The sequence below is a fragment of the Vibrio sinus genome (assembly GCF_023634645.1).
Taxonomy (GTDB): Bacteria; Pseudomonadota; Gammaproteobacteria; order Enterobacterales; family Vibrionaceae; genus Vibrio; species Vibrio sinus.
Window position 1 is genome coordinate 128105 of sequence record NZ_JAMKMR010000011.1, and the last position, 24963, is coordinate 153067.

Sequence of the window (24963 nt, forward strand, 5' to 3'; positions counted from 1 at the left end):
GAGAAAAGTGCTTTGCATCTTACTTGAAGTAACCGCTCAGGTTTTGGCACATCAGTGTTTTAAAGCGAATAAAACTAAATCTCACATAGAAAACTCAGAAGTTACTCTTTCCGCTGAAATTTACTCAAACTTAAATTGATAGCATATTTTACACAAACCTGATCTTTTGAGTTGTTACGTCGTATAGACGGCAAATGGCAACGAAAATGTAGATATGAAATATATGGATATGCAACGATTTGTACCTGTTTTTCCTCTTCCCCTGTTCATCCTTCCAGAAGGTAAGCAGCGGTTGCGGATATTTGAAGCAAAATACCTATCGATGATAAGCAGTCTTAACCAAGATAACTGCTTTGTCGTTGCTCGCTACGATAAAATGTTGCCTTTCGGTGTTCCTGACTGGGGCACTTTAGTTCACATCACTGATTTCAACATTGATGAAGACCAAATATTATTGATAGACGTCGAAGCCTTATCGCTTTTAGGCTTGGTCAATATGAAGTATCAGCATGATGGTTTGCTGCTCGCTCAGACAAGACCCAAACCACATTGGTATACCACGCCACGTATTGCAAACCCTCCGCCACCGCTCAAATTCGCGCTACAGATGTTGTTTGATGAGTACCCTCAGTTTGGCGACTTATATTCAAGTCGTGCATTGTCTCGCATAGATTGGGTATCTGCTCGCTTGATCGAAGTTCTTCCCATCCCTCAAAAAGAAAAAGAAAGATTTATTGAACCAAATAGCCTTCCGATCTTGGTCTCTTTTCTAAATGAAATATTTGAAGGTTCATTGAAATTAAATTGATCCTATTTCTCACTTCACACGTATTCACTCTAAAATGGTTTGTAGGGTTTAGTAATGATGCAAGAGAGCATGAACAGGGATATACCGCATAAGGAGCATGGCATCACTCTCGAACCTCATGTTTCGCAACAGCTCGCAAAATGGTTAGAGCAAGTGGCACAACATAGAGATAAGCAAGCCTTTACCCAGTTGTTTCAGTTTTTTGCGCCTAAAGTGAATCGCTTTGGCTTCAGTAAGCTCGGTTCACAAGCATCGGCCAATGAGCTCGTTCAAGAAACACTCACCTCGGTTTGGAAAAAAGCTCACCTGTTCGATAGTAGCAAAGGTTCAGCAACAACCTGGGTTTATACCGTGATGCGCAATGCATGCTTCGACATGTTAAGAAAAATGAAAGCGAAACCTGAGCAGAACTTGGCCGATGATATTTGGCCGTTAGAGAAGCAATTCAACGATACAAATCATGAAGAAAACCCATTTCCTGATCATCTATTGCGTAAGCAGATGCTGCACCATGTAGATAGCCTGCCTCCAGCACAAAAAACGGTAGTAAAAGGTATGTATTACCAAGAACTTTCTCAAGAGCAACTGGCAAAGCAACTAGGTGTGCCCCTGGGGACCATAAAGTCGCGGCTTCGACTAGCGTTAGCCAAATTGAAGCAGCAAATGGGAGATCAATACGATGATTAAATATCACCCACAGATTGCTATTTTAAAACAATTTGTTGCAGGAGAACTGCCCGTATCGGTATCGCTTATTGTTTCTAGCCATATCGAATTATGCCAACACTGCCAGGCTAAAGTTGCAGCGTTAACAGAACAATTCGCTAATTCCGTCTTCAATGGTGATGTACAAAATCCAGCCAATATACATCAAGAAATCGATGTCGAACCAGGCCATATAACCGGCGAAGGTTCATTGGCCATGATAGATGACATCACTGCACTTGAACCGGTACCAGATGAAGAATGCTTACCCAAAACAGTGACCGAAATCGAGATATCAGGGCAGAGGTTAGCTCTTCCTAGAGCGTTGAAGTCGATCACACTGAAAGAATGGTCTGGCCTTGGCAAACTGTCTCGTGCTCGGTTAGATATCGAAGACGGAGATTTACGAGCAAGTTTGCTGCATATCGACAAAGGTGGAAGTGTGCCCATTCATACCCATAAAGGATATGAGATAACCTTGCTATTACAAGGTAGCTTTGAAGACGACATGGGGCGATATCAAGCTGGTGACTTTATTTGGCTTGATGGTAATCACACTCACAGCCCTATTACACAAGAAGGGTGCGTATGTTTCACTGTCTCTAGCGATGCCATACATTTCACTCAAGGTATGAGTCAGCTTCTAAATCCAATAGGCAAGTTCATTTACTAAAATCGGCATTTCAAACATATCAGGAAGGCTGAATATGAAGAAGAAGCTCAAAATAGGCATCAGCGCTTGTGTCATTGGACAAAAAGTAAGGTTCGATAAAGGGCACAAAAAACTCCACTTTTGTAGCGATGAGTTATCTGAGTTCGCCGAGTTCAAACCGGTCTGCCCAGAGGTAGGCATTGGGTTACCGATCCCTAGACCAACGATCCGCCAAATATCTCAAGGGGATGTTATAAAGGTTGCTAGGTCGGATGGTCATGGGGATGTGACGGAAGCGTTAACCCAGTTTGGGCAGGACTTTGCTGTCAATCAATGTGATGGTTTGGCTGGATTTGTCGTGTGTGCTAAGAGCCCTAGCTGTGGTATGGAACGGGTGAAAGTGTACCATCACCATGGGAAGGGCTCTGAATCTAACGGGGTAGGACTTTTTACACAACAGCTGATGAAATATAACCCTCTGCTTCCTATCGAAGAAAACGGTCGACTAAATGACCCTATCATTCGTGAAAACTTTATTACTCGTGTCTTTACCTTTCAAAAATGGTTGGATCTAAATTCAACAGAGCTAACTAAACATGGTTTAATCACATTCCACACCGCTCAGAAATACTTGGTTATGAGCCATCACATTGAAAGCTATAAAACTCTGGGAAAACTAATTGCACGCTCAGATCTTGATTTAGAAGATCAAGCTCGTCAATACATCACCGGACTTATGATGGCACTAAAACATCATGCGTCACGTAAAACCCACACTAATACTCTGCAGCACCTTCAAGGCTACTTTAAGAAGAAAATAAGCACTGAGAAACGGCAAGAACTCGCGCAGGAAATCCTATCTTTTCGAAATGGGCTCACTCCACTTCTTGTGCCACTTGCATTAATCAATCACCACTTACGTGAGCACCCTAATGAATACCTTTCGGCTCAGACCTATTTAAATCCACACCCTAAGGCGCTTCGTTTGAGGTATGGCTATTGAGTGGTTTACTTTGGTTCCGAAAAGATCTGCGAATTGATGATAACCCGGCACTATGCGAAGCGGCTAGCTGCGGTGTAAACCAAGCTCTTTTTATCTCTACCCCAAAACAGTGGGAGAGGCACGATATTGCACCGATACAAGCTGACTTTATCGAACGTCACTTAAACCAGCTTAGAGACCAACTTCAGAGATATGGCATTCAGCTTACCCACTTAAGCGCGAGTACCTATGACGATCAGGTCACCGTTTTAGCTCGCTACTGCCAATCACATGGCATAGATACCGTTTATGCCAACAAAGAACTCGAGCTAGATGAAAATCAAAGAGATGAGCAAATATTCAACCACAATTTGCATTTAGTTTCTTTCGCTAGTGAAACCATTACTCAAAGCGAAAAATATGATCCCAACGGAAACTTCATACGTAAGTATTTAACAGAGCTGGAGGGTGTTCCTAGCAAACATATTCACTTTCCGCATGACTATTTGGCAGAGGTGGGGCAAGCAGAGGCGTATTGGCCCCCGATAGTAGAACACAAACAAGCTCGATTGAGAGCACTAGACTTCTATAAATAGTATGGAGGAGAATATGGGAAGTTCGTCGTGGCTACAAAATTTTATACGCGTTTACAGTGAATTAGGCACAGATAATCTTGGCTCACTAATTGAGGTTTATCATCCTAACGTTCAATTTATTGACCCGATGCATCAACTCAACGGGCGTGATGCGCTTGTTAGTTATTTTGATCAACTCTACAGTAAAATCCTCAGCTGCCACTTTGTGATTGAGCATGTCATTGAATCCAACAACGAGGCGGCGGTGTACTGGACGATGACCTTTCGCCATTTCCAATTAAACAAGAAAGCCCCCATCACGATCCAAGGGCACTCACATCTAAAAGCATCAGAAGAGCAAGTTATCTATCATCGTGATTACCTCGACGTTGGCGCTATGCTGTATGAACATGTCCCGTTGTTAGGCAAGCTGATACGTAGCATCAAACATAGAGTGAGTCGAGCATGAGAGTTCTTATTACAGGGGCTACATCGGGAATAGGTGAAAGACTGGCATTGCGATACGCCAAACAAGGATATTCAGTGATTGCATGTGGACGAAACCAAAATAAGTTAGATAGCCTTTGCAATCGATTCCCCGCTATCGAAACACTCAGTTTCGATTTGACGCATTATGGCGAGTATCCGAGCCTTGAAACAGAGATCGACTTACTGATCCTCAATGCTGGAGACTGCGAGTATATAGACGATGCCCTTCATTTTGATGCAAAAAAATTTGAGCGTATTATCAACATCAACCTTATCGCCATTGGCTATGCACTAGAAAAATGGCTACATCGTATAAAACGTGGAGGGCGCGTAGTACTGGTCAGTTCAAGCGCGGGGTTGCTTCCACTACCAAGAGCAGAAGCTTACGGGGCATCAAAAGCTGCACTGACTTATCTGGCACAAACGCTTTCTATTCAACTTAAACCGCATGGCTTGTGCGTCAGTGTCGTGCTTCCAGGTTTTGTAGATACACCATTGACTAAGAAAAACACCTTTGACATGCCAATGTTAATCTCTACTGAAGAAGCGGCAAGTGAAATCATCCACGGTATAGAGAAGGGTAAATTCGAAATCAGCTTTCCTCGGCGTTTTATCTTCATCATGAAAGTTCTCAAATTATTGCCTTTATCCGCATGGCAGAAACTTGCAACAAGGATGACTTTATAATGAAAAAAATTGCCATCATCGGTTCGGGAATATCAGGCCTCACCTGTGCACATTTGTTAGATAAGCACCATGATGTAACAGTATTCGAGAAAAATGACTATGTAGGAGGGCACACCGCCACCGTGGATGTTAAGCTGGACGGTACTCATTACGCAATAGATACCGGGTTCATCGTCTTCAATGATCGGACTTACCCGTATTTTAATAAGTTGCTAGAGACACTTGGCATAAAGCGTAAAGAGACGGAAATGAGTTTTAGTGTCCACAATACTCTCACTGAATTTGAATACAATGGGCACGGGTTAAACTCACTATTTGCCCAACGGAGTAACCTTTTTCGCCCTAAATTTTGGCGTTTGATTGTCGACATTTTAAGGTTCAATAAACTGTGTAAATCCTTATATCAAAAAGGCGATATACCCCCCAGTTTGACTCTGGGGAATTTCCTAACACGAAATCGATTCAGTGACTTCTTTAGCCAGCACTATATTTTACCTATGGGAGCGGCCATTTGGTCTACCAGTTTAAAAGAAATGGAGAAATTTGAACTGCAGTTTTTCATTCAATTTTTCTACAATCATGGTCTTCTTAATATTAGTGACCGCCCTCAGTGGTACGTCGTGCCAGGAGGCTCGCGAGAATACGTCAAAATCATTCTTGAACGCTTAAGCAAACCCGTAGCAACTAACACCACCATAAAATGTATTTCGCGCATATCAAATGGGATTTCCATTGAGATAGCCAACGGTGACACTCAGTATTTCGACGATGTTATCTTCGCTTGCCATTCCGACCAAGCCTTAGCACTGCTTGCCGATCCAAGCGAAGATGAAAAGCGCATTTTAGGCTCGATCCCTTATAGCCGTAACGAGGTCATTCTTCACACGGATACTTCGTTACTGCCCGATAGGAAGCTGGCTTGGGCAAGTTGGAATTATATGCTTGATGGTCAGCAAGAATGCCCGGCTTGCGTGACTTACTACATGAATTTGTTACAAGGAATAAAAAGCGATCACATTTTCTGCGTGACACTCAATCAGGCGAACAAAGTGGACCCAAGCAAGATACTAAAAAGCTTTGTCTATCATCACCCTGTTCTGAACTCTTCCAGCGTCGAGGCACAAAAGCAACGAAGCATGATTAACGGTCACCAGCGCAGCTACTTTGTCGGCGCATATTGGTACAACGGGTTCCATGAAGACGGTGTGCGCAGTGCTTTGGATGTCACTAAGCAATTTGGAGCATCGTTATGAGCCTCAAAAGTGGTATTTACTGGGGAAGTGTTCGGCATCGCCGATTTGGTACGATCTCACATCAATTTAGTTACCAGCTGTACATGATGGGAATAGACGTCGACGAACTTTCCCAACTGTGTGGTAAAAGCGTGGTTTTTGGAACGCAATGGTATAACCCGGTTCGTTTCTTGGAAAAAGATTACGTGCGAGGTGAACCAGGAGGGCTCAAACAGCGTATAGACAGGAAAGTTCGTCAGCTAGGTGGGAGTTGGGACTCAGCCAATAGAGTGATTATGCTCGTACAGTGTCGCTGTTTTGGTATTTATTTTAGTCCCATCAACTGCTATTTCTGTTATGACGTCGATGGCCAGTGCCACTACATGTTAGCTGAGGTCAGCAACACGCCTTGGCGGGAGCGACACTATTATTTGGTTGACTTACTGGGAGAATTACGGAGTCAGAAGGCGTTTCATGTGTCTCCATTCATGGACTTAAACATGGATTACCTGTGGCGGATTCGACCTCCTAGGAAAAGCACTTTGGTGCACATCGAGAATCACACCAGCTGCAAGGTTTTTGATGCAACGTTAGCACTAGTGAAATGGGAGTTTAGCGCACCTAAGCTTGTTAAAACGTTATCTCTCATTCCTTTAATGACGATAAAAGTTGTCGCTGGGATTTATTGGCAGGCTTTGCAGTTGTTTTTGAAAAAGGTGCCGTTTGTTGCGCACCCGAATACTAAGGCTAAGAAGGTCACGCAAAAACTGTGAATCACCGTAAATAAATGGGAAAAGTCACCAATATAAAATGCGAATTAAAGAAGAATAGCGAGATTTATATGGAACATATTGCCAAAAACTTACCAACACTCACTTCGAGGCTCGGAATTGGCGTGGACAAAAATACCGGAAAATATCGCCAGCTCATTTTCGGTGTATTGGAACGGCTTGAGTCTGCTTGTATTGAAATCACAGAAGGCGATGAACGCTGTGTGCTTGGCAATCGAAGCTCTGATATTGTCGGTCAAATAGTGGTGCATGACCCTAGCTTTTATCGCGAAACCGTATGCAAAGGCAGCATCGGCGCAGCCGAAGCTTTTATTGATGGAAAATGGACCAGTCCCAACCTAACAATAGTTGTGCAAATTATGGCGAGAAATCAAACACAACTTGATTCCATCGACAATAATATTCGCTGGCTCCACGCGGTAAAAAACTGGTTTTTAAGAAAGAAAAATGCCAATAGCGAAGCAGGTTCAAAACGCAATATTTTGGCACACTATGATTTAGGCAATGATCTGTATAGCCGTTTTCTAGACAGCTCGATGCAATATTCCTCCGCCATTTATAGTGAACAAGCCAGCGAACTCTCACAGGCTCAACAAAATAAGATGCGCACAATTTGCGAAAGCCTAGAGCTCTCTTCAGAGGATAAGGTGATAGAAATTGGAACAGGCTGGGGAGGGTTAGCCATTTACATGGCTCAACATTATGGCTGCCATGTTACCACTACTACTATTTCTGATGCGCAGTTTGAATACGCACAAAATAAAATCACTGCACTGGGGCTAAGCGAACGCATTACTTTGCTAAAACAAGACTACCGACAACTACAGGGTTGCTACGACAAACTGGTTTCGATTGAAATGATTGAGGCCGTCGGTCATGAGTATTTACCAAATTTTTTTGATACATGCTCAAACTTGCTCAAGGATGATGGAAAAATGCTTTTACAGTCGATCACCATTGCAGATAGCCGCTATGACACATACCGAAAAGGGGTCGATTTCATCCAGAAATATATTTTCCCCGGCGGTTGCTTGCCTTCTATCGCGGTGCTTAGTAAAGCCATTGCGGCCAATACGGACATGGTGATTCATCACATCAGTGATATTGGGTTGCACTACGCTCGGACTCTCCATGACTGGAGAACATTATTTGAAAAACAATGGAAAGAAATCAACCTCTACGGTTATGACGAACAATTCAAACGTTTATGGTTGTTCTACTTTTGTTACTGTGAAGGGGCGTTTCTAGAGCGCGTAATAAGTACTCACCATATTGTTGCACGCAAACCTCGCTATCGAGGTAAATATGATGAAACCGTTTTGGTTTACTAACTTCCTGCTATTTCAGGCAAGCTGGTTTAGTGCCGCCTTCTATACCCAACATGCTGCTTGGTTGATTAGTGGGTTCCTTCTGGTTCACTTTTTGTTGTCGCAAAATAAGTGGGCAGATTTGAAGCTGTTCCCACTCGCATTATTCGGCGCCTGTCTCGATAAACTCCATTTGTTCATTGGCACCTTTTCGAACTCGGTTCCTTTTACCCCTATCGACACTTTTTTCCCACTATGGCTGATCCTTCTCTGGCTTATGTTCGTAGTAACTTTAAACCACAGTTTAAGCTGGTTGATCAACAAATCACTGCCTATTGTAATTGGCTTCGGTGCCTGCGGTGGAACCTTAAGCTATTGGGCAGGCATTCAAGCTGGAGCACTAAGCTACAGTTGGCCAATAACGCTGTTGATCCCTACCTTAATACTGTCTTGGGGAATCCTTTTTCCTTTGCTGGTTTTCGGGGTTCGTTACTTAAGCCCAATTTCGGATTTGAAATTGCTGAGGTGAAGCATGTATAAGTGGCTAACATTAATGCTTATAAGTACTAACATTATGGCGTCTCCTATCACCGACTTAAACAAGGTGGGCGAAGGTGAGATGCATTATTTGTTTTGGACAATCTACGCCGCAGAGTTTTATCGTTCTGAGCATTCAGCCCCTGAGGTCCGGCAAGCTTTACGCATTACTTACTATAAGTCGATATCACAACAAAATTTGATTGAAGCAACCCTAGACCAATGGCAGCACTTGGGGTACCAACCAGAAGAAATGGTGCGGTGGAGTGTATCTTTAGTCAAAATCTGGCCAAGCGTTAAACCAGGAGATAAACTCACTTTTGTCTCGAACAATCATGGAGAGGGGCAGTTTTTCTTTGATGGTAAACCCATTGGGTCAATCCAAGATCCAACATTTGCAGACGCATTTCTAGACATCTGGCTTTCAGAACGCACTACCGAGCCAAAACTTAGGAAGCAGTTATTAGGCTTGAGCCAATGAGAGTATGGCTCACAACTTCATTGGTATTTCTGCTTACTGCCTGCGGTTCAGCCAACCTAGAACAGCATCAAGATACTCTCCCCGAACTTTGTCTAGAGCGTTTCTTTGATGGGAAACTGAAAGCTTATGGCATCGTACTGGATCGATCAGGCAACCTGTTGCGTCGATTTGAAGCAGACCTTATTGGCCAGTGGCAAGGTAAGCAAGGCGTGTTAAAAGAATGGTTCGAGTTTGATGATGGTGAGAAAACTACCCGTATTTGGCACCTCTCTCAAATAACGGACAACCAATTTGAAGGGAGGGCAGAAGACGTTATTGGTGTCGCTGAAGGTAAAAGCACAGGATCCACATTATATTGGAAATATCAGCTGCAAGTACCAGTTGAAGGAAAAATTTACCACATCACCTTAGATGATTGGATGTTCCTAATCGATGAAAAGCGGCTGTTCAACAAAACAGAGATGACCAAATTTGGCTTCAAAGTCGGTGAAATTATTCTGTATATAGAAAAAGTGAACTAATCACGGCCTGTCTCTATTCACGTGGCTCAACGTAAAAGCGCAAACGGTGGCGGTAAAACGCTATACCAGCGCTTTACTTACAGGCACTATTTAGGTTGAACCATCACGCTATAGCTTCTCAATACGGACAATAAATGCTCAAACTTTAATGTATTCCGACAAGAGTCTAATTAGCAGAACTGTCCGAGTTACCACATTTCCAACAAATGGCAAATTGTCCTTCATTATGTTCACCACATTGTGAACATTGCCAGTCAGAATGAGTTTTGGGGCTGTGTTTTTGTGCGACATATTCCGCTACGATAGTGCTGGCTTTATCTGCGTGGTAGGGATTTAACAGCCAGACATAAGGTTCTGTATCTTCGCCAAACGGCAGCTCACCTTGCAAGCCAAAAAGGTGTTCGCCTCTTACTTCACAATCTATTTGCTCAGATCGAAGAAGCTCACAAACTAAGTGAGCTTCTGTTGGGTTAGTGGCGGTATATAGCTTCATGACACATTGCCATTTGGTGTGCTAGGGCCAAGCTTGAGCTTTGACATCACCCATTTCGCAATAAAAGGAAACAGTCCGAGAAGTGCGAAGGAGCCTAATACCGCGGGGGATACGATACCGGATAGGCTCGTGATTTGAGATAATTGTGTCCCCGCGTTGAGATACACTGCTGTGCCGGGCAACATACCAAGTTGACTGACGAGATAAAAGCGAGTGGTTTTGATTGGAGTTAACCCCATCAAAAGATTAATCAGAAAAAACGGAAAGACTGGGATGAGTCTTAATGTAAATAAGTAAAATGAGCCATCTCGTTCAATGCCCTTGTTGATGGCTGAGAGCTTATCGCCGAACTTCCCTTGCACCCAATCTCTAAGCAAATATCGACTACTTAAAAAGGCGAGGGTAGCGCCAATTGCACTGGCGAAGGAGACAAGGACTAAGCTATACCAAAAGCCAAACAGGGCAGCGGCTAATAGCGTGACTACTGCAGCTCCGGGGATAGAGAATGCCGCAACGGCAATATAGGCGATAAAATAGATAAGGGCAGCAGTAAAAAAGTGATTGGAAATATATTGAGTCAACACTTCTTGTTGTGCTTTTGCGTTTTCAATGGTGAGGTACTGACCAAAATTCACCCCAAGCAGTACGACAAGTATCACCAAAAGAATACCAATGCTCAGTTTTTTACTCATGCTCTTCTCCTGTTTGCCCGAGGCGATGGATGTCCATGCCATGTTGAGCTAGAAATTTATGATTCGTTAGCCAATAAGACAGGGGAAATCGAGTTTTAATTTCGTAAAAAATAAAAAAAGCCGACGTAATATCGGCTTTAGCAACAATAGCGTCGACTCTAGCTAAGGTGATTGGCGAGTTCTTCTTTCCTCGCTTGAGGAATGACAGACCAATGCTTACCTTGGATCGCGCCTTCCAGTGCCCAAAGTAGTTCTAGGCCCACTTCGGTAGAATGCGTTTGCTTTATCGCTTTATATGCTTCTACCGAGCCTTTTGCTTCAAGTGCTTCAACTGACTCTATGCCTGCTTTTTTTAGCATTCGCTCTATGGCCAAACGCAAGTTAGGCAAATCTTTCAGCCGAGAGGGCCGTCTAACCGACTGGGTAGCTTTCTCTTGTCTCGCTGAGTTCCATGCCTGCTTACCACATTTAAGCGTTTGTTCACTGTTATCATGCCAACTGTCTGGGAGAGCATAATATTTCGTGACAACTGGTAGCCCTTTTTTCGTATATACGTAGGGCTTATAGCCGAGGGTCTTAAATTCCTTTGCTGCCATATCATCGGCACGAATGTGTAATTGGTCATTTGCGATCAACGCAAACATTGTGTCATCTACAAATATCCCATAGCCACCAAACATAGAGCGAGATTTGATTCGTCCTAGTGGCTCAAAGAGCTTCATTGAATCTTTTAGTATTGGTTTATCCATGTTAATAATCCCGTTCCTGGAATCACGCACGCGCTTCCAAAAAGGATGGTGTAAATTTGATGAACGACTATGCAGAGAAAGGTTGAGTAAAACTTTACTTGTAAATGCATAATGGTCATCGGTAACCCCGCTACCTATCATGACGATTTAGGCCGGAAGCTTTGCGTCCCACTTTTTCAAGTGGTTTGCCCTGTGCGTGACATTATTAAGTCATTTAATGATAGACAGAGATTGGAATTAGGCTCACCGTTCTGTATATGAAACGTGATCTTGCTTCAGAGGATGATTGTAAAAAAATGCGACCTATATTCAGAGGAAAATAGAAAATGTTGATTGATTCATGAGGTAAATGAGAAATAATATCCCCAAACAACCCGAAAAGAACAGAGTGTTTGGGGGAGTGACAGGCGAATGAAGGGGCTATTTACGAAGGTCTTTTACCGTGCTTCTTTCTACTATTTCGGGTTGCATTTCAAACACACGTTTTTCATGCTTTTTATCTTTGATACGTTCCAGAAGGATCTCGAACGCGTTTTTACCTACGCGACGCTTAGGTTGGTGAATGGTGGTGAGAGGTGGTGAGAAATATTCTGCCAACTCAATGTTGTCATAGCCAATCACCGACATGTCTTCTGGAATGCGTATTCCTTTTTGTTGAAGGCGGCTCATCAAACCCAATGCCATGGTATCGTTGAAGCAAAAAACAGCGCTAGGCTTTTTATCCATGACAGCAATTTTATCGGCGGCTAGAACAGCGGTATCACACTCAAAGTTGCCTTCTAGTATCCAGTCTTCGTTAACCTCGATATTTTTTTCACCGAGTGCGCGTTTGTAACCTTGAATTCTTTCTTGGCATGCTGCTTTCTCAAATTGCCCGCTTAAACAAGCAATGTCTGTGTGCCCTCTGTCCAACAGATAACGGGTGGCGAGATAGCCTCCTTCCTCTGAGTTGTCGATAATCTTATCGGCTTGAGAGCTCTCTGGACCCCAGTCCATGATGACCTTTGGTATATCAGGATGACTATCAAGCATTTCAAGCAGTTCTTCGGTCAAGTCTGAGCACATCACGAGCATGCCATCAACACGTTTCTCTGCCAGCATACGGATGTAATCTCTTTGCTTTTCGTAGATACCACCTGTATTACACAGTATTAGCGTATAGCCTTGGCGGTAACAATAGCTTTCAACCCCATCAATCACTTCAGAAAAAAACAGGTTGGTTGATTGAGTTACCAGCATCCCGATGGTACGAGTCGTATTACATTTCAGGCTTCGTGCAACAGCACTTGGTGCGTAATTGAGTTCTTTAACCGCTTCCATCACTTTCTCTTGCGTCGCTTCAGCGACAAAGCGAGTTTTATTGATAACGTGTGAAACGGTGGTTGTTGAAACGCCAGCTAAGCGTGCAACGTCTTTAATGGTGGCCATAAAGTTGCTGTCCTGTTTATTACTGCCAATTTTTGCTTCGGGAAGGCAGGTCGTTCCGCATAATGATTGACTAGATTTAGAATGATGGGGTGTATCGATACCAAATCAACGCAAAACTTCTCTTAATAACATAATGGCTTGAATTTGTCACGAGTTGCGGCTCATGGTCTCTGGTGAGGCGAGATATTCACAGTCGAGTTCTAAAAAAGACACGAGTAATCGAGTAAACGCGGCATAAAAACCAAACTGATCTTTGGCATTCACCTGCTCGCGAAAGTCGTACATCCATGAGAGCAAATAGCTTCGAATAAAGGTTTCTTGTTCTTTTAATGCAGCTTCCAAATGAGGCACCTGTTCAAGCTCATTGGATCGAATGATGATGTTGCCTAAAAAATCCAGAATATTAGAGATATGATCGGCTGGCTCATTCTTAATTTGGTCTAGGGTGATGTGATGAGATTCCATGACCTGAATAATCTGTTGCGCCGAAATATTATTGGCAGGGTTTGCCATGTTACGATAACTTGAGGCGCAAGTGGATATTGCGCGCTTGTCAGCACTCAAAAATAGATCATCAAAATCAGAAGAAAGTTGAATTTGTGGTTCTTCCAATCGGTTAAGCTTGTTTATGCAGGTTAGCAGATCATCACTTGACTCGGTTAAAACAGGTACATCACCGAGACTTTCGATGAAGGTTCTGATTTCTGAACTTTGATATTGTTCCAACTCCGCTTCTGATAGCTCTTTTATGAAGATGCTAGATATCCACCAATATATCTCAGCGCGTTTATCATTAAATGCTTTTAACTCTGTCATGCTTGCTTAACTTTTCCACTCATGCTTTTAGTGTAACCAATAAATAGGAAACTGCTTACGAAACGAACAAATCTATCAATAAAGTGTTCATTGATGGCTGAACATGAACAGAGCACGCTTAGTATAATGTCGATGAGTGTACATTTAAGTCTCACTCATACTTTATTGATATTTAAGTCAATATTAATTAAGTGCTTATGCCATCGACCTTTTTTTGGCGGTTCTTCTAGAAATGTATGTCTTCACGTACTGCAACTATGCCAAAAGCTTGCCTATAATTGAGGTGAAGAATCATTGGAGTATCTTAGGAGTTGGACTTGAGGATAATAGGCGACTTACACTGTTATCTCTTGATACTGCATTGATTCCAGCGTTTGCGGAGGAAGTATGATTAAGGTTGATGAAGAGAAACTGGCATCCGTAGTGTCAAGCTTTCAAGTTCCAGTTAAGCCTAAGGCATTAAGTGACATGCAGGATATAATGGACGAGGAAGAGCCAGATATTAATCGCGTGGCGGACTTAATTTCCAGTGATATTGGCCTTTCATCTGCCATCTTGAAGGTCATTAACTCGCCATACTATGGTATGAATCGTTCGATCTCAGAGATAAAACAGGCGGTGATGATTATTGGTTTGGCAACGATTAACAGCCTAGTTACCTCATTTCTATTACAGTCTTCTCTGCAAGGTAAGGCGTCTATTTCCTTAGAGCGTTTCTGGGATGACTCTCTGGATGTCGCTAATGCCATGTTGTTTATCGGCAATAAAGTGAAAGATAAGGTGCCTGTCGATATGCTTTACACTGTGGGCCTGTTTCATAACTGTGGTATTCCTTTGTTGGCATTACGATTTGAAAGCTATAAAGATGTACTGATGGAGGCCAACAATGCGGGTACTAACTCCATCTCATTGGAAGAAAAAAATTACAATACCAATCACGCTATCCTTGGCTACTTTGTTGCTTCTTCTTGGCATTTACCTAAGGACATATGCGAAATCATTTTGGAGCATCATAACTTACGTTACTTCGATACGATCTCAGGAAGCCAGCCTCAGTTGGCGTTAGCCACACTAAAAATGGCAGAGCATATGGTTGAGAGTGTGAAACGCCATAGTGTTTCCCCTGATTGGGAAGAGTTCGAAGTCAGGGCTTTAGATGTCCTAGGACTCTCAACGGTGGACTTTGCAGATTTGGAAGATGACTTCCACGACGTATACGCTCAGTCTGTTGATGATGTTTAGGTGCGCCCTTTATATTTCCAACTAACTCATTCTTCAAGCATGGAAGTAACCGATGCTCTAACCACTCACTGCGGAATAGAGCATCATTGGATGACATACTGCGCTGTTATGGCGAGCTACTAGGCGCTGAGCTTGGTGTCTCTGATGTTGAAGAGACGCTGGTGTAATCTTTGGACACCCAGTCTCGCATCGCTTGCCAAATCAACCCTAGACGCTCATGCCAATAGACTTCTGTCTGCTCTAAGTATTTTGCTTTTGGCGTATATTTGTCCCAAGGTTGGGAAATATTCTTTTGCGCTAAAAAGTTAGTTGGGGCTGGAATTGGGTTAAGGCCTGCTGAATGAAATTCATTCAATGCTCTTGTCATGTGACTTGCCGAGGTGACAAGGACGAGCTTTTTCTGTTTAACAAATGCCGCGGCCTGTCTTGCTTCTTCCCAGGTATCTTGAGCTGTTTCTAGCAATATGATGTCTGATTTTGGTACGCCAAGCGCTAATGCTACCTTGGCCATCATTCGAGCGTTGCTGACTTCTGTTCCGGCAGCATAGCCCGACAAAATCAATTTTGAACCCGGGTACATACGCATAATACGAATGCCTTCGGCAAGACGCATTAACCCTGTTCTACTGAGTTCTGAGGTGGGTGGGATCTGGTCGTCGACCACGTGGCCACTGCCTAGAACCATGACATAATCTATCGATTCATCGACAGGGAAAAATGCACTGTGTTGTCTTTCTAACGGCATTAACAGGCGCGTGGAGACAGGTTGAAATGACACCAAAAAGATGCCGGTGAGTGAAAATAAAACGACAAGGCAACCAGTTTTACGTCTGGTGGTAAACATAATGAGCATTAGCCCTAAAAAGCCAAGGATTAGCATGGCAGGTAAAGGCATCAGCAGAGAAGAAATTATTTTTTTCAGCACAAACATTCTAAAATAGTCCGAAAAAGCATCAGTTGAATACAAAAAAGAAGAAACCTTCTTTATTCCTACCACCCATATGACAGAATAGCAGCACGATTAGCTATCATAACGTACGACTGTGACCCAAGACCGCAATTTCGACGATATTGCCCACAAATTTGCAAAAAATATCTATGGATCAGACAAAGGCGAAATACGTCAACATATTGTTTGGCAAGACCTTCTTACTATATTAGACGCTTTAGAGGGCGAGCGAAACACCCTGCAAGTCCTTGATGCAGGAGGCGGACTTGCACAAATGTCGCAAAAGCTTGCCAAACTCGGACATCAGATTACACTATGCGATCTATCATCCGAGATGTTGCAGCTAGCAAAACAAGAAATTGAAAAGAATGGACTTAGCAATGCCTACCGCCTTGTCCACGCTCCGGTACAATCTATTTCAGACCACCTAGAACAGCCTGTCGATTTACTGATGTTTCATGCCGTGATGGAATGGCTTGCAGAGCCAAAGCCAGCATTAAGCACAGTTTTACAACAAGTCAGGCCGGGCGGTATCGCTTCTGTTATGTTCTACAACCATCATGGATTAATATATAAAAATGTTACCTGTGGCAATATCCCTCACATACTGGATGGGATGCCTCACAGGAAGAGGTTCAAGCTACAGCCTCAAAAAGGACTGTTACCTGAAGATGTCTATCAATGGATGGCGGATGAAGGTTTTGAAATTTGTGGTAAGTCAGGAATTCGCTGTTTTAGTGATTACATAGGGAACATGGAATATATGGGTGACTATCAATTCGAAGATGTATTAGAGCTTGAACAACAATTATGTAGAAAAGAGCCCTACTTATCCTTGGGCCGATACATACACGTATGGGCTAGGAAGAAAGAACAATAGGAATAAGGATGAGCGACGAGACTCAACACGTTGCCCAGCAGCCGATTGAAGAATTGGTTGGCTGGATACAGCAACATGATTTCTCCTTACACCTCTCAACTGAACGACTTGCCTTTCTCATTGCGTTAGCAGTATTGAGTAATGAGCGGTTTGATGAAGAAATGGGAGAAGGAGAGTTACACGATGCCTTTGTTTTCGTGACCAAAATGTTTGAAGACACCGGGGAAGCGACGGCATTTCGTGCTAACAACGCCATCAATGAGATGGTTTCTCAACGACTATTAAGCCGATTTACCAGCGAAGTGACCGAAGGTGCTAGCATCTATCGTTTGTCACCGCTAGCCATCGGTATTACTGACTATTATGTGCGTCATCGCGAGTTTTCCAAACTTAAACTGTCTATCCAACTGGCGATTGTCGCGGACGAAATGGCGAAAGCCATTGAAGCGGCGACAAAAGGTGGTACGGTCAATCATTGGAAGAAAAACGTTTATGGCGTTCTCAAATACTCTGTCAGTGAGATATTTGATCAAATTGATTTAAATCAGCGGGTCATGGACGAGCAGCAGCAGTTGGTTAAAGAGCAGATTGCTGAGCTTTTAAACAAAGATTGGCGTGAGGCCATCAATAATTGTGAAACACTGCTGACGGAAACCTCAACAACACTGAAAGAGCTGCAAGATACTTTGCAAGCGGCAGGGGATAACCTGCAGACTCAATTGTTGGATATTCAAGAGATTATCTACGGGAACACTGAACTAGAGTTCATCGCAGAAACCTTGTATTCGTTGCAGATGAAGCTAGATCGCATTACCAGCTGGGGTCAGCAGGCCATCGATTTATGGATAGGTTATGACCGGCACGTGCACAAGTTTATTCGTACGGCCATTGATATGGACAAAAACCGAGCGTTTAGCTCTCGTTTGCGACAATCCATTCAAGAGTATTTTGATGCACCATGGTATCTCACATTTGCCGATGCAGAGCGAATGACCGACATGCGCGATGAAGCGCTTGTACTCCGAGATGATGAAGTCACAGGACAAGTGCCTCTTGACGTTGAATACGAGGAGTTTGAGCAAGTTAACGATGAACTATCGGAGCGTATTGGTGCTATGTTGCTTATCCACAAGGAACAATCGCAACCTATCGACCTTGGCTCGGTATTGAGAGATTACCTCTCATCACACCCTCACACTCACCATTTTGATTTAGCCCGCATTGTGATTGACCAAGCGGTACGCTTAGGTTACTCAGAATCTGATTATCAAGCGGTTCAACCTGATTGGCAGGCTATCAACGAACATGGCGCAAAGGTACAAGCGAATGTCATTGACCGATACTAATAATGAATACATGCCTGATAATTTAGTGAAGGCAATTTCCAATCCACTTTTCCCCGCCTTGGACAGTATGCTACGCGCTGGGCGTCATATATCGAGCGAAGACCTTGATAATCATACCTTGCTTACCGATTTTGAAACGGAGTTAGCCCAGTTCTATAAACGCTACAACACTGAGCTGATTAAAGCGCCGGAAGGTTTCTTCTATTTGCGCCCTCGTTCCACCTCTCTCATTGGTCGTAGTGTACTTTCTGAGTTAGATATGCTGGTGGGTAAGGTATTGTGTTTTCTTTACTTAAGCCCAGAAAGGTTGGCTCACGAAGGCATTTTTACTAATCAAGAGCTTTATGATGAATTGCTGCAGCTTGCAGAAGAAAAGAAGCTAATGAGGTTAGTCACCAATCGTGCCACAGGCTCCGATCTAGACAGAGAAAAACTGTTTGAAAAAGTACGAACGTCTTTGCGCCGTCTAAGGCGACTAGGTATTACGATTAGCATTGGCGAAACTGGCAAATTCCGTATTAGTGAAGCGGTGTTTCGCTTTGGAGCCGATGTACGAACTGGCGATGATGCTAGAGAAGCGCAATTGCGCCTCATCAGAGACGGCGAAGCCGTTATTCATGATGCCAAGCCAGAGCAGGCAAGTCTCTTAAACGATGAGAACGAATTTGCCGACAGCGAAGATAATTCAGAGTTAGAAGGTGAAGTATGATTGAACGAGGTAAGTATCAATCGCTAACGATGATCAATTGGAATGGCTTTTTTGCGCGTACTTTTGATATCGATAATTTAGTTACAACATTATCTGGCGGTAATGGGGCAGGTAAGTCTACTACAATGGCGGCCTTTATTACCGCATTGATTCCCGACCAAAGTTTGCTTCACTTTCGCAATACAACCGAGGCGGGCAGTTCACAAGCGTCAAGAGACAAAGGCTTGTTTGGTAAGTTGCAACCTGGTGCTTGTTACGCAGCTTTGGATGTCGTCAACTCGAAAAAACAACGTGTTATTTTTGCGGTCAAACTACAACAGGTCGCTGGCCGAGATAAAAAAGTAGATATCAAACCGTTTGTTATCCAAGGGCTACCTAGCCATATCAAGCCAACGGATGTGTTGATAGAAAATGTTTCCGATAACCACGCGCGTGTTAGGCAGATCAATGAAGTAAAAGAAACAGTCGCGGGTATAGACGGAGTTCAGTTTAAGGTTTTCAACTCCATTGTTGATTATCACAGCCAAATGTTTGATTTGGGTGTGGTGCCTAAAAAGCTCAGAAACAGTAGCGATCGCTCTAAGTTTTATCGCTTAATCGAAGCGTCTTTGTATGGGGGGATTTCCAGTGCGATCACCCGCTCTTTGCGCGATTATCTATTGCCGCAAAATGGTGGCGTAAAGAAAGCCTTCCAAGATATGGAATCGGCGCTGCGTGAGAACAGAATGACGCTAGCGGCCATCCAAACCACACAAGCTGACCGTGATCTTTTCAAGCATTTAATCACAGAATCGACCAACTATGTTGCAGCGGACTACATGCGCCATGCAAACGAGCGTAGAAAGAAACTCGAGCAGGCACTCGCTCTGAGAACGGAGCTGCAAAAGTCCAACACAACGCTACTTGAGCAAAATAACTTGCTCAATAAGATCAAACAAGATCTAGAAATACTGGCGGAACAAGAGTCCTCCTTAGAGCAAGACTTACAAGCGTCGAGCGACCACCTTCAATTGGTACAGACCGCCATTCGTCAGCAAGAAAAAATCGAGCGCTACCAAGAGGATCTTGAAGAATTAGGCGAACGGCTTGAAGAGCAAGTCATGATTGTGGAAGAAGCTCAAGAGCGCCTGCTCATGGCCGAAGAGCAATCCACACATGCCGAAGAAGAAGTGGACAGCCTGAAAACACAGCTGGCGGATTATCAGCAAGCGTTAGATGTACAGCAAACCCGAGCTCTACAATATCAACAAGCGATTCAAGCGCTTGAGAAAGCCAAGGCTTTGCTTGATGACAATGTCAGTGCCGAGACGGCATCTACATTACTTGCTGAACTCAAAAAACAAGAAGGCGATCAAACCAACCATTTGCTTGCACTGAAACATAAGTTGGATATCTCGTCAGCAACGGCAAAGCAATTTGATCAGGCCTACCAACTGGTTAGGAAAGTAGATGGCTCCATCGCTAGGGGCGAAGCCGCAGAGTTTGCCAAATCGGCCATTCAAAAGGCGCGTGAAGCCCATTTGTTGGTGCAAAATGAGCAGCAATGGCGCTCACAGGCTCGAGATATGGAACGAGCTTTAGCACAAAAAATGAAAGCTGAACAATGGGTTCAAGAATTTCAAGCGAAGTGCAATGTGTTGATTGCCGACGAGTTGGCATTAGAACAAGAGCATGTGCGCCACAGTGAGGTTATTGAAGAGCTAGAGTTAACGCTTGAAGGGCTTCGCGAAAAACGCAGTGAACAAAAGCGACTGGACAACGATTGCGATAATGAAATCAAACAGCTAGAAACTGCGGCTCCAGCATGGATTCTAGCCAATGAAGCCCTTGATAAGCTGCAAGAGCAGACCTCAGCGGATCTTTATGATAGCCAAGCCGTGATTTCTCAGATGCAAGCGGTATTGGAGCAAGAAAAAGCGCTGACCATTGAAAAGGAAAAGTTAGCGATAAAGCGTGCGGAGCTTGAAAAAGACATAGAGCAGCTTGCTTCTCCAGGTGGTTCAAGCGATCCGCGCTTGAAGTCCCTTTCAGATACGCTAGGCGGTGTCTTGCTATCTGAAATCTATGACGATATTACCCTTGAAGATGCCCCTTATTTCAGTGCTATTTATGGCCCTGCTCGTCACGCTATTGTGGTATCCGATCTTGACGGCATCCAAGAGAAACTCGCAGGGTTGGATGACTGCCCAGATGATGTTTACATTATCGAGGGGGATGTCGATGCGTTTGATGACAGCACCATGATGGTGGATGAGCTTGATGGTGCGGTGTGCGTACAACTTAATGAGCGTCAAGTCCGGTACTCGCGATTTCCAAAGATCCCTCTGTTTGGTCGCGCGGCGCGAGAGCAAAGATTGGAGCAACTCCGCGAAGTAAGAGAAGAGGTCGTTGAGCAGCATGCGAAGGCCGCCTTTGATAGCCAAAAGCTCTCGCGTTTGTACCAAAGCTTCAATGAATTTGTCGCTAAGCACTTACAAGTCGTTTTCCAAGCAGACCCTGAGCAGGCTTTGAAGGCGGTTCGTGACAAGAAAAATAAATTTGCTCGCGCCATATCTGATCTTGATGGCCAAGAGCAACAACATCGCAGCCAATTAAATGAGAGTAAGCATGCGTTAGCGATCATCGCTAAACTGACCCCTCATTTAGCCTTATTAAGTGACGATTCGTTGCAGCACAGACACGAAGAGGTTGGTGAAAAACTCAAGACTTTACTCGAGCAAAAAGCGTTTATCACTCAACACGGTAAATCGCTACAAGAGCTAGAAACAATAGTGAACGCACTTGAAGCGGATCCGGAGCAATTTGAAGCTCTGGAGCAAAATTATCAAAGCGCCGATGCTAGTTTGAAACAACTCAAATCACAAATCTTTGCCTTAGCGGACTTAGCAGAGCGCCGTCAGCACTTTAGCTATTCAGATTCTGTGGAAATGCTCAACCAGAGCGGTGATCTTAGTGATAATCTTAAGCGCAAGTTGGTGGATGCTGAGCGATCAAAAACTCGCTCTCGTGATGAGCTCAAACAGGCGCGTAGTCAGGTAAGTCAATATAATCAATTGCATGCTTCTCTAAAAAGTGCCTATCAAGCCAAGCAGGAAACCGTACAAGAGTTTCGCAGTGAGATGAATGAGCTGGGTGTGGTTGCTGACGAAGGCGCTTTGATACAAGCACAACGTCGTCGAAATGAGCTGCAAGAGCAACTACAACATTCCCGCACTCGAAAAAGTGAGTTTGAGCGCACGACAACCTCTACCGAGCTTGAAATGAAAGGTTTGCTCAAGCGAGTTAAATCAGCCAAGAAAGAGTACATTGAACTACGCACCTTTGTCGTGGCAGCAAAAGCTGGTTGGTGCTCTGTACTTAAATTGGCAAGACAAAATGACGTTGAAAGCAAGCTCAATCGACGCGAGTTGATTTATATGTCAGCGGAAGAGCTACGTTCAATGTCCGATAAGTCATTAGGCGCATTGAGACTGGCGGTGGCAGACGATGAAAACTTGCGTGATGCACTGAGATTATCAGAAGACAACGCAAGGCCTGAACGCAAAGTTCTGTTTTACATTGCGGTTTATCAACACCTGCGTGAGCGGATTCGCCACGATATCATTCAAACCGCGGATCCCGTCGAAGCTATTGAAGAGATGGAAGTGGAACTTGCACGGCTGACAGAAGAGCTAACCCAGCGCGAGAATCGATTAGCGATTAGTTCAGAGTCGGTTGCTACCATCATTACCAAAACCATTCAACGCGAGCAAAATAGGATTCGGTTGTTGAACCAAGGCCTATCGAACATTGCTTTTGGTCAGGTAAAAGGGGTTCGCTTAAATGTCAGAACTCGTGAGAGTCACTCTGTGTTGCTAAGAGGGTTATCTGAACATCAGTCTCAACACAAAGATTTGTTTGAAAGCTCAAGATTTACCTTCTCTGAAGCCATGGCAAAACTCTTTCAACGCGTTAACCCACACATCGACTTGGGCCAGCGCTCTCCACAGATATTTGGTGAAGAACTGCTGGATTACCGAAATTATTTAGAATTGAGCGTTGAGGTAAATCGAGGCTCGGATGGTTGGCTGCAAGCTGAGTCTGGCGCGCTTTCAACCGGAGAGGCGATTGGTACGGGGCAATCAATTTTGTTGATGGTGGTTCAAAGTTGGGAAGAAGAAGCACGAAGGCTGCGCAGTAAAGAGATCATCCCATGCCGTTTGCTATTCCTTGATGAGGCGGCAAGGCTAGATGCCAAATCGATATCAACGCTGTTTGAGTTATGTGATCGTTTAGATATGCAACTTCTCATTGCCGCACCAGAAAACATTAGCCCAGAAAAAGGCACCACGTACAAGCTTGTACGTAAGATCTTTAAGGACCATGAACACGTTCATGTTGTTGGGTTGAGAGGTTTTGGTCAAACCAAACCGAAAGGCGAGGAGCCAGCACTAGCCGAAGAAGCATAACGGCAAAATTGTTGAAATAAGAGCAAATAAAAACCCTAAGTAATGAGTATGTTCTTAGGGTTTTTTGTGCCTGAAGTATAGATGCTTGTTCATTTCTGACGTGTGTTAGAAAATCAAACTAGCAAGCTTGTTACCCAAAATGGTTTAGAAAAAGTATTCTCATTATTTCGGAGATCTACTTCTTTTGGACATGACCCCATGTAAAAGAGAAAAATTATACATTAACTCAACCTTTTTGCGCCAAGGGCATTTTTTCTAATACGGATAGAATAATTGACACTGTTTTTTAAGGTAATAAAAACTTCACTACACATAGAGGTATTTTTATAATTACGACTAAAGTATTGGTTGAAATCTGATAATAATTTATAAGATTTACCCCGGTACGATAGCTTTGCTAATGTCACTTTTATTTCTTTTTTTAAATACTGGATAGTACCGATTGAAATACTTTTTTTAAACTCCCACCTATTAAGTGTTTCATGCTCCTTTCCTAGGATTTCTTCTGCACACACATTAAAAAGTTTACGCATAGATTCTACGTTGTTTTGGGTAGTATTAGGCTTGTGACGCCTGCTATCTTCAATAACTTCACCTCGATTAGATATGTAATTATCTATAGACAAGAAAAAGCTACAGATATCGCAACAACGTTGTTCTAAATTTCTAGAAACTATATGCATTTCTTCGTAAAATAAACTCTTTGATATAGTGTTCTTAATGTTTTTTTTCTTTTCGTTCCTATGGCTAGTTCTAAAATTTGGGAATTGTCTTCTAATGCCGCTTTCGTAAATATTACCCCCAGTATAATGATATCTACTTCCATTTTCAATTAACCATTCATTGGTTATAGTAGATGATCCTAATACTTTATTTATTTCACTTGGGTTATGTATGAGTCTGGGAATTAAATTATTATACTTAGATGCAAATAATGCCTTGATATTTTTCAAGATTTCATATTTATCCCATATGTTTTTTCCTAAAGCACGATCTATCGCAATAGATATCCCCATGCAATACATATTGCCAAACTTTTGAAGTATGTATTTATTTTCTGTTATTTTTAGTATATCAAGAGTAAAATATTTTTCTAAAAAATTAGGTTTATCTTGTAAATCTTGATCATCAAAAGGCTTTATTATTCTAGGGTTGTAGTCTACTCCTGCGGTACAGATAAAAGGAAACCATATACCACGAAGTTTTACTTCGTTTTTACTTTTTCCTGTTGATTGATACATTGGTTGTGATGAAATTACAGTTATATCATTATCCTCTGATTTGGAATTTTTAGGTGACAATATTGCTATCTTCATATTTATACTCTATCTAATTCCGTACTAATATATGTGATGAAAATTCAATTAATTAGATGTCAATAATATATAATTATATAATTTAAAGGTAAGTTATAAAATCTAACATGGACTATAGAAAAACTTAC

At 43.0% G+C, this 24963-nt stretch carries 25 protein-coding genes and 1 riboswitch; of the genes, 18 read left to right on the plus strand and 7 right to left on the minus strand.

Annotated elements, in window-relative coordinates; genetic code table 11:
• Positions 1-214 precede the first annotated feature (214 nt).
• The 13 genes from M9194_RS13080 (at position 215) to M9194_RS13140 (ending at position 9767) form a co-directional block, all read left to right on the plus strand.
• The gene (locus tag M9194_RS13080; RefSeq protein WP_250613113.1) at positions 215-808 is read left to right on the plus strand and encodes an LON peptidase substrate-binding domain-containing protein; all 594 of its coding nucleotides are present in this window, start codon (positions 215-217) and stop codon (positions 806-808) included.
• A gap of 57 nt (positions 809-865) precedes the next feature.
• A complete protein-coding gene (locus tag M9194_RS13085) occupies positions 866-1495 on the plus strand; it encodes a sigma-70 family RNA polymerase sigma factor (RefSeq protein WP_431769409.1) in 630 nt (209 codons plus the stop codon).
• The gene (locus M9194_RS13090; protein ID WP_250613114.1) at positions 1488-2186 is read left to right on the plus strand and encodes a ChrR family anti-sigma-E factor; all 699 of its coding nucleotides are present in this window, start codon (positions 1488-1490) and stop codon (positions 2184-2186) included. The genes M9194_RS13085 and M9194_RS13090 overlap by 8 nt, the downstream gene beginning before the upstream one ends.
• Before the next feature lie 34 nt (positions 2187-2220).
• Positions 2221-3168, plus strand: coding sequence for a YbgA family protein (locus M9194_RS13095; protein ID WP_250613115.1), 948 nt, complete (start codon positions 2221-2223; stop codon positions 3166-3168).
• Complete coding sequence (locus M9194_RS13100) at positions 3165-3743, plus strand: deoxyribodipyrimidine photo-lyase (RefSeq protein ID WP_250613116.1); 579 nt, start codon at positions 3165-3167, stop codon at positions 3741-3743. The genes M9194_RS13095 and M9194_RS13100 overlap by 4 nt, the downstream gene beginning before the upstream one ends.
• Positions 3744-3756: 13 nt before the next feature.
• Positions 3757-4191, plus strand: a complete 435-nt coding sequence (locus M9194_RS13105) for a nuclear transport factor 2 family protein (protein ID WP_250613117.1) — start codon at positions 3757-3759, stop codon at positions 4189-4191.
• Positions 4188-4898 carry an SDR family NAD(P)-dependent oxidoreductase gene (locus M9194_RS13110; RefSeq protein WP_250613118.1) on the plus strand — a complete coding sequence of 237 codons (711 nt, stop codon included), beginning with the start codon at positions 4188-4190 and terminating at the stop codon, positions 4896-4898. Before M9194_RS13105 ends, M9194_RS13110 begins: the two co-directional genes overlap by 4 nt.
• On the plus strand, positions 4898-6151 hold the full coding sequence (locus tag M9194_RS13115) for an NAD(P)/FAD-dependent oxidoreductase (RefSeq protein WP_250613119.1): 1254 nt from the start codon (positions 4898-4900) through the stop codon (positions 6149-6151). The genes M9194_RS13110 and M9194_RS13115 overlap by 1 nt, the downstream gene beginning before the upstream one ends.
• On the plus strand, positions 6148-6903 hold the full coding sequence (locus tag M9194_RS13120; protein ID WP_250613120.1) for a DUF1365 domain-containing protein: 756 nt from the start codon (positions 6148-6150) through the stop codon (positions 6901-6903). Before M9194_RS13115 ends, M9194_RS13120 begins: the two co-directional genes overlap by 4 nt.
• Before the next feature lie 68 nt (positions 6904-6971).
• On the plus strand, positions 6972-8252 hold the full coding sequence (locus M9194_RS13125) for an SAM-dependent methyltransferase (protein ID WP_250613121.1): 1281 nt from the start codon (positions 6972-6974) through the stop codon (positions 8250-8252).
• Positions 8227-8757: a DUF2878 domain-containing protein gene (locus M9194_RS13130; protein ID WP_250613122.1), complete on the plus strand. Its 531-nt coding sequence runs from the start codon at positions 8227-8229 to the stop codon at positions 8755-8757. The genes M9194_RS13125 and M9194_RS13130 overlap by 26 nt, the downstream gene beginning before the upstream one ends.
• A 24-nt stretch (positions 8758-8781) precedes the next feature.
• On the plus strand, positions 8782-9246 hold the full coding sequence (locus tag M9194_RS13135; RefSeq protein WP_250613123.1) for a chalcone isomerase family protein: 465 nt from the start codon (positions 8782-8784) through the stop codon (positions 9244-9246).
• Positions 9243-9767 carry a DUF3833 domain-containing protein gene (locus M9194_RS13140; RefSeq protein ID WP_250613124.1) on the plus strand — a complete coding sequence of 175 codons (525 nt, stop codon included), beginning with the start codon at positions 9243-9245 and terminating at the stop codon, positions 9765-9767. The genes M9194_RS13135 and M9194_RS13140 overlap by 4 nt, the downstream gene beginning before the upstream one ends.
• A 166-nt stretch (positions 9768-9933) precedes the next feature.
• Here the strand turns inward: M9194_RS13140 and M9194_RS13145 are convergent, their stop codons facing one another.
• From M9194_RS13145 to torD, 5 genes are all read right to left on the minus strand, one after another.
• Entirely contained in the window at positions 9934-10260 is a 327-nt protein-coding gene (locus M9194_RS13145; protein ID WP_250613125.1) for a putative signal transducing protein, read from the minus strand.
• The gene (locus M9194_RS13150; RefSeq protein ID WP_250613126.1) at positions 10257-10952 is read right to left on the minus strand and encodes a TVP38/TMEM64 family protein; all 696 of its coding nucleotides are present in this window, start codon (positions 10950-10952) and stop codon (positions 10257-10259) included. The genes M9194_RS13145 and M9194_RS13150 overlap by 4 nt, the downstream gene beginning before the upstream one ends.
• Positions 10953-11110: 158 nt before the next feature.
• On the minus strand, positions 11111-11701 hold the full coding sequence (locus M9194_RS13155; RefSeq protein WP_250613127.1) for a TfoX/Sxy family DNA transformation protein: 591 nt from the start codon (positions 11699-11701) through the stop codon (positions 11111-11113).
• Positions 11702-11818: 117 nt separating this feature from the next.
• Positions 11819-11901, minus strand: a riboswitch (cyclic di-GMP riboswitch).
• 220 nt (positions 11902-12121) lie between these two features.
• Complete coding sequence (gene purR, locus M9194_RS13160; RefSeq protein ID WP_250613128.1) at positions 12122-13129, minus strand: HTH-type transcriptional repressor PurR; 1008 nt, start codon at positions 13127-13129, stop codon at positions 12122-12124.
• Between the two features lie 147 nt (positions 13130-13276).
• The gene (gene torD / locus M9194_RS13165) at positions 13277-13945 is read right to left on the minus strand and encodes a molecular chaperone TorD (RefSeq protein ID WP_250613129.1); all 669 of its coding nucleotides are present in this window, start codon (positions 13943-13945) and stop codon (positions 13277-13279) included.
• A 387-nt stretch (positions 13946-14332) separates the two neighbouring features.
• On the opposite strand from torD, the gene M9194_RS13170 reads away from it, so the two are divergent.
• Complete coding sequence (locus tag M9194_RS13170) at positions 14333-15187, plus strand: HDOD domain-containing protein (protein WP_250613130.1); 855 nt, start codon at positions 14333-14335, stop codon at positions 15185-15187.
• Positions 15188-15293: 106 nt separating this feature from the next.
• Here the strand turns inward: M9194_RS13170 and elyC are convergent, their stop codons facing one another.
• The gene (elyC, locus tag M9194_RS13175; RefSeq protein ID WP_250613131.1) at positions 15294-16118 is read right to left on the minus strand and encodes an envelope biogenesis factor ElyC; all 825 of its coding nucleotides are present in this window, start codon (positions 16116-16118) and stop codon (positions 15294-15296) included.
• A gap of 112 nt (positions 16119-16230) precedes the next feature.
• Here elyC and cmoM point away from each other — a divergent pair, with 112 nt between their 5' ends.
• Genes cmoM through mukB form a run of 4 tightly spaced genes read left to right on the plus strand, consistent with a single transcriptional unit; the run spans position 16231 to position 23519 of the window.
• Positions 16231-17016, plus strand: coding sequence for a tRNA uridine 5-oxyacetic acid(34) methyltransferase CmoM (gene cmoM, locus M9194_RS13180; protein WP_250613132.1), 786 nt, complete (start codon positions 16231-16233; stop codon positions 17014-17016).
• Positions 17017-17024: 8 nt separating this feature from the next.
• Positions 17025-18362, plus strand: a complete 1338-nt coding sequence (mukF, locus tag M9194_RS13185; protein ID WP_250613133.1) for a chromosome partition protein MukF — start codon at positions 17025-17027, stop codon at positions 18360-18362.
• Entirely contained in the window at positions 18343-19071 is a 729-nt protein-coding gene (gene mukE, locus M9194_RS13190) for a chromosome partition protein MukE (protein ID WP_250613134.1), read from the plus strand. The genes mukF and mukE overlap by 20 nt, the downstream gene beginning before the upstream one ends.
• The gene (gene mukB / locus M9194_RS13195; protein WP_250613135.1) at positions 19068-23519 is read left to right on the plus strand and encodes a chromosome partition protein MukB; all 4452 of its coding nucleotides are present in this window, start codon (positions 19068-19070) and stop codon (positions 23517-23519) included. The genes mukE and mukB overlap by 4 nt, the downstream gene beginning before the upstream one ends.
• Before the next feature lie 221 nt (positions 23520-23740).
• On the opposite strand, the gene M9194_RS13200 is transcribed toward mukB, so the two are convergent.
• Complete coding sequence (locus M9194_RS13200; RefSeq protein WP_250613136.1) at positions 23741-24835, minus strand: hypothetical protein; 1095 nt, start codon at positions 24833-24835, stop codon at positions 23741-23743.
• Between the last annotated feature and the right edge of the window lie 128 nt (positions 24836-24963).

Coding starts and splice junctions, on each gene's coding strand:
- M9194_RS13125 (WP_250613121.1), top strand. CDS start 6,972: ATGGAACATATTGCCAAAAACTTACCAACACTCACTTCGAGGCTCGGA.
- mukE (WP_250613134.1), top strand. CDS start 18,343: ATGTCATTGACCGATACTAATAATGAATACATGCCTGATAATTTAGTG.
- M9194_RS13150 (WP_250613126.1), bottom strand. CDS start 10,952: ATGAGTAAAAAACTGAGCATTGGTATTCTTTTGGTGATACTTGTCGTA.
- M9194_RS13145 (WP_250613125.1), bottom strand. CDS start 10,260: ATGAAGCTATATACCGCCACTAACCCAACAGAAGCTCACTTAGTTTGT.
- M9194_RS13080 (WP_250613113.1), top strand. CDS start 215: ATGAAATATATGGATATGCAACGATTTGTACCTGTTTTTCCTCTTCCC.
- M9194_RS13130 (WP_250613122.1), top strand. CDS start 8,227: ATGATGAAACCGTTTTGGTTTACTAACTTCCTGCTATTTCAGGCAAGC.
- M9194_RS13120 (WP_250613120.1), top strand. CDS start 6,148: ATGAGCCTCAAAAGTGGTATTTACTGGGGAAGTGTTCGGCATCGCCGA.
- M9194_RS13155 (WP_250613127.1), bottom strand. CDS start 11,701: ATGGATAAACCAATACTAAAAGATTCAATGAAGCTCTTTGAGCCACTA.
- mukF (WP_250613133.1), top strand. CDS start 17,025: ATGAGCGACGAGACTCAACACGTTGCCCAGCAGCCGATTGAAGAATTG.
- M9194_RS13140 (WP_250613124.1), top strand. CDS start 9,243: ATGAGAGTATGGCTCACAACTTCATTGGTATTTCTGCTTACTGCCTGC.
- M9194_RS13135 (WP_250613123.1), top strand. CDS start 8,782: ATGCTTATAAGTACTAACATTATGGCGTCTCCTATCACCGACTTAAAC.
- M9194_RS13105 (WP_250613117.1), top strand. CDS start 3,757: ATGGGAAGTTCGTCGTGGCTACAAAATTTTATACGCGTTTACAGTGAA.
- M9194_RS13200 (WP_250613136.1), bottom strand. CDS start 24,835: ATGAAGATAGCAATATTGTCACCTAAAAATTCCAAATCAGAGGATAAT.
- M9194_RS13090 (WP_250613114.1), top strand. CDS start 1,488: ATGATTAAATATCACCCACAGATTGCTATTTTAAAACAATTTGTTGCA.
- M9194_RS13095 (WP_250613115.1), top strand. CDS start 2,221: ATGAAGAAGAAGCTCAAAATAGGCATCAGCGCTTGTGTCATTGGACAA.
- M9194_RS13115 (WP_250613119.1), top strand. CDS start 4,898: ATGAAAAAAATTGCCATCATCGGTTCGGGAATATCAGGCCTCACCTGT.
- M9194_RS13110 (WP_250613118.1), top strand. CDS start 4,188: ATGAGAGTTCTTATTACAGGGGCTACATCGGGAATAGGTGAAAGACTG.
- purR (WP_250613128.1), bottom strand. CDS start 13,129: ATGGCCACCATTAAAGACGTTGCACGCTTAGCTGGCGTTTCAACAACC.
- torD (WP_250613129.1), bottom strand. CDS start 13,945: ATGACAGAGTTAAAAGCATTTAATGATAAACGCGCTGAGATATATTGG.
- M9194_RS13170 (WP_250613130.1), top strand. CDS start 14,333: ATGATTAAGGTTGATGAAGAGAAACTGGCATCCGTAGTGTCAAGCTTT.
- mukB (WP_250613135.1), top strand. CDS start 19,068: ATGATTGAACGAGGTAAGTATCAATCGCTAACGATGATCAATTGGAAT.
- M9194_RS13085 (WP_431769409.1), top strand. CDS start 866: ATGCAAGAGAGCATGAACAGGGATATACCGCATAAGGAGCATGGCATC.
- elyC (WP_250613131.1), bottom strand. CDS start 16,118: ATGTTTGTGCTGAAAAAAATAATTTCTTCTCTGCTGATGCCTTTACCT.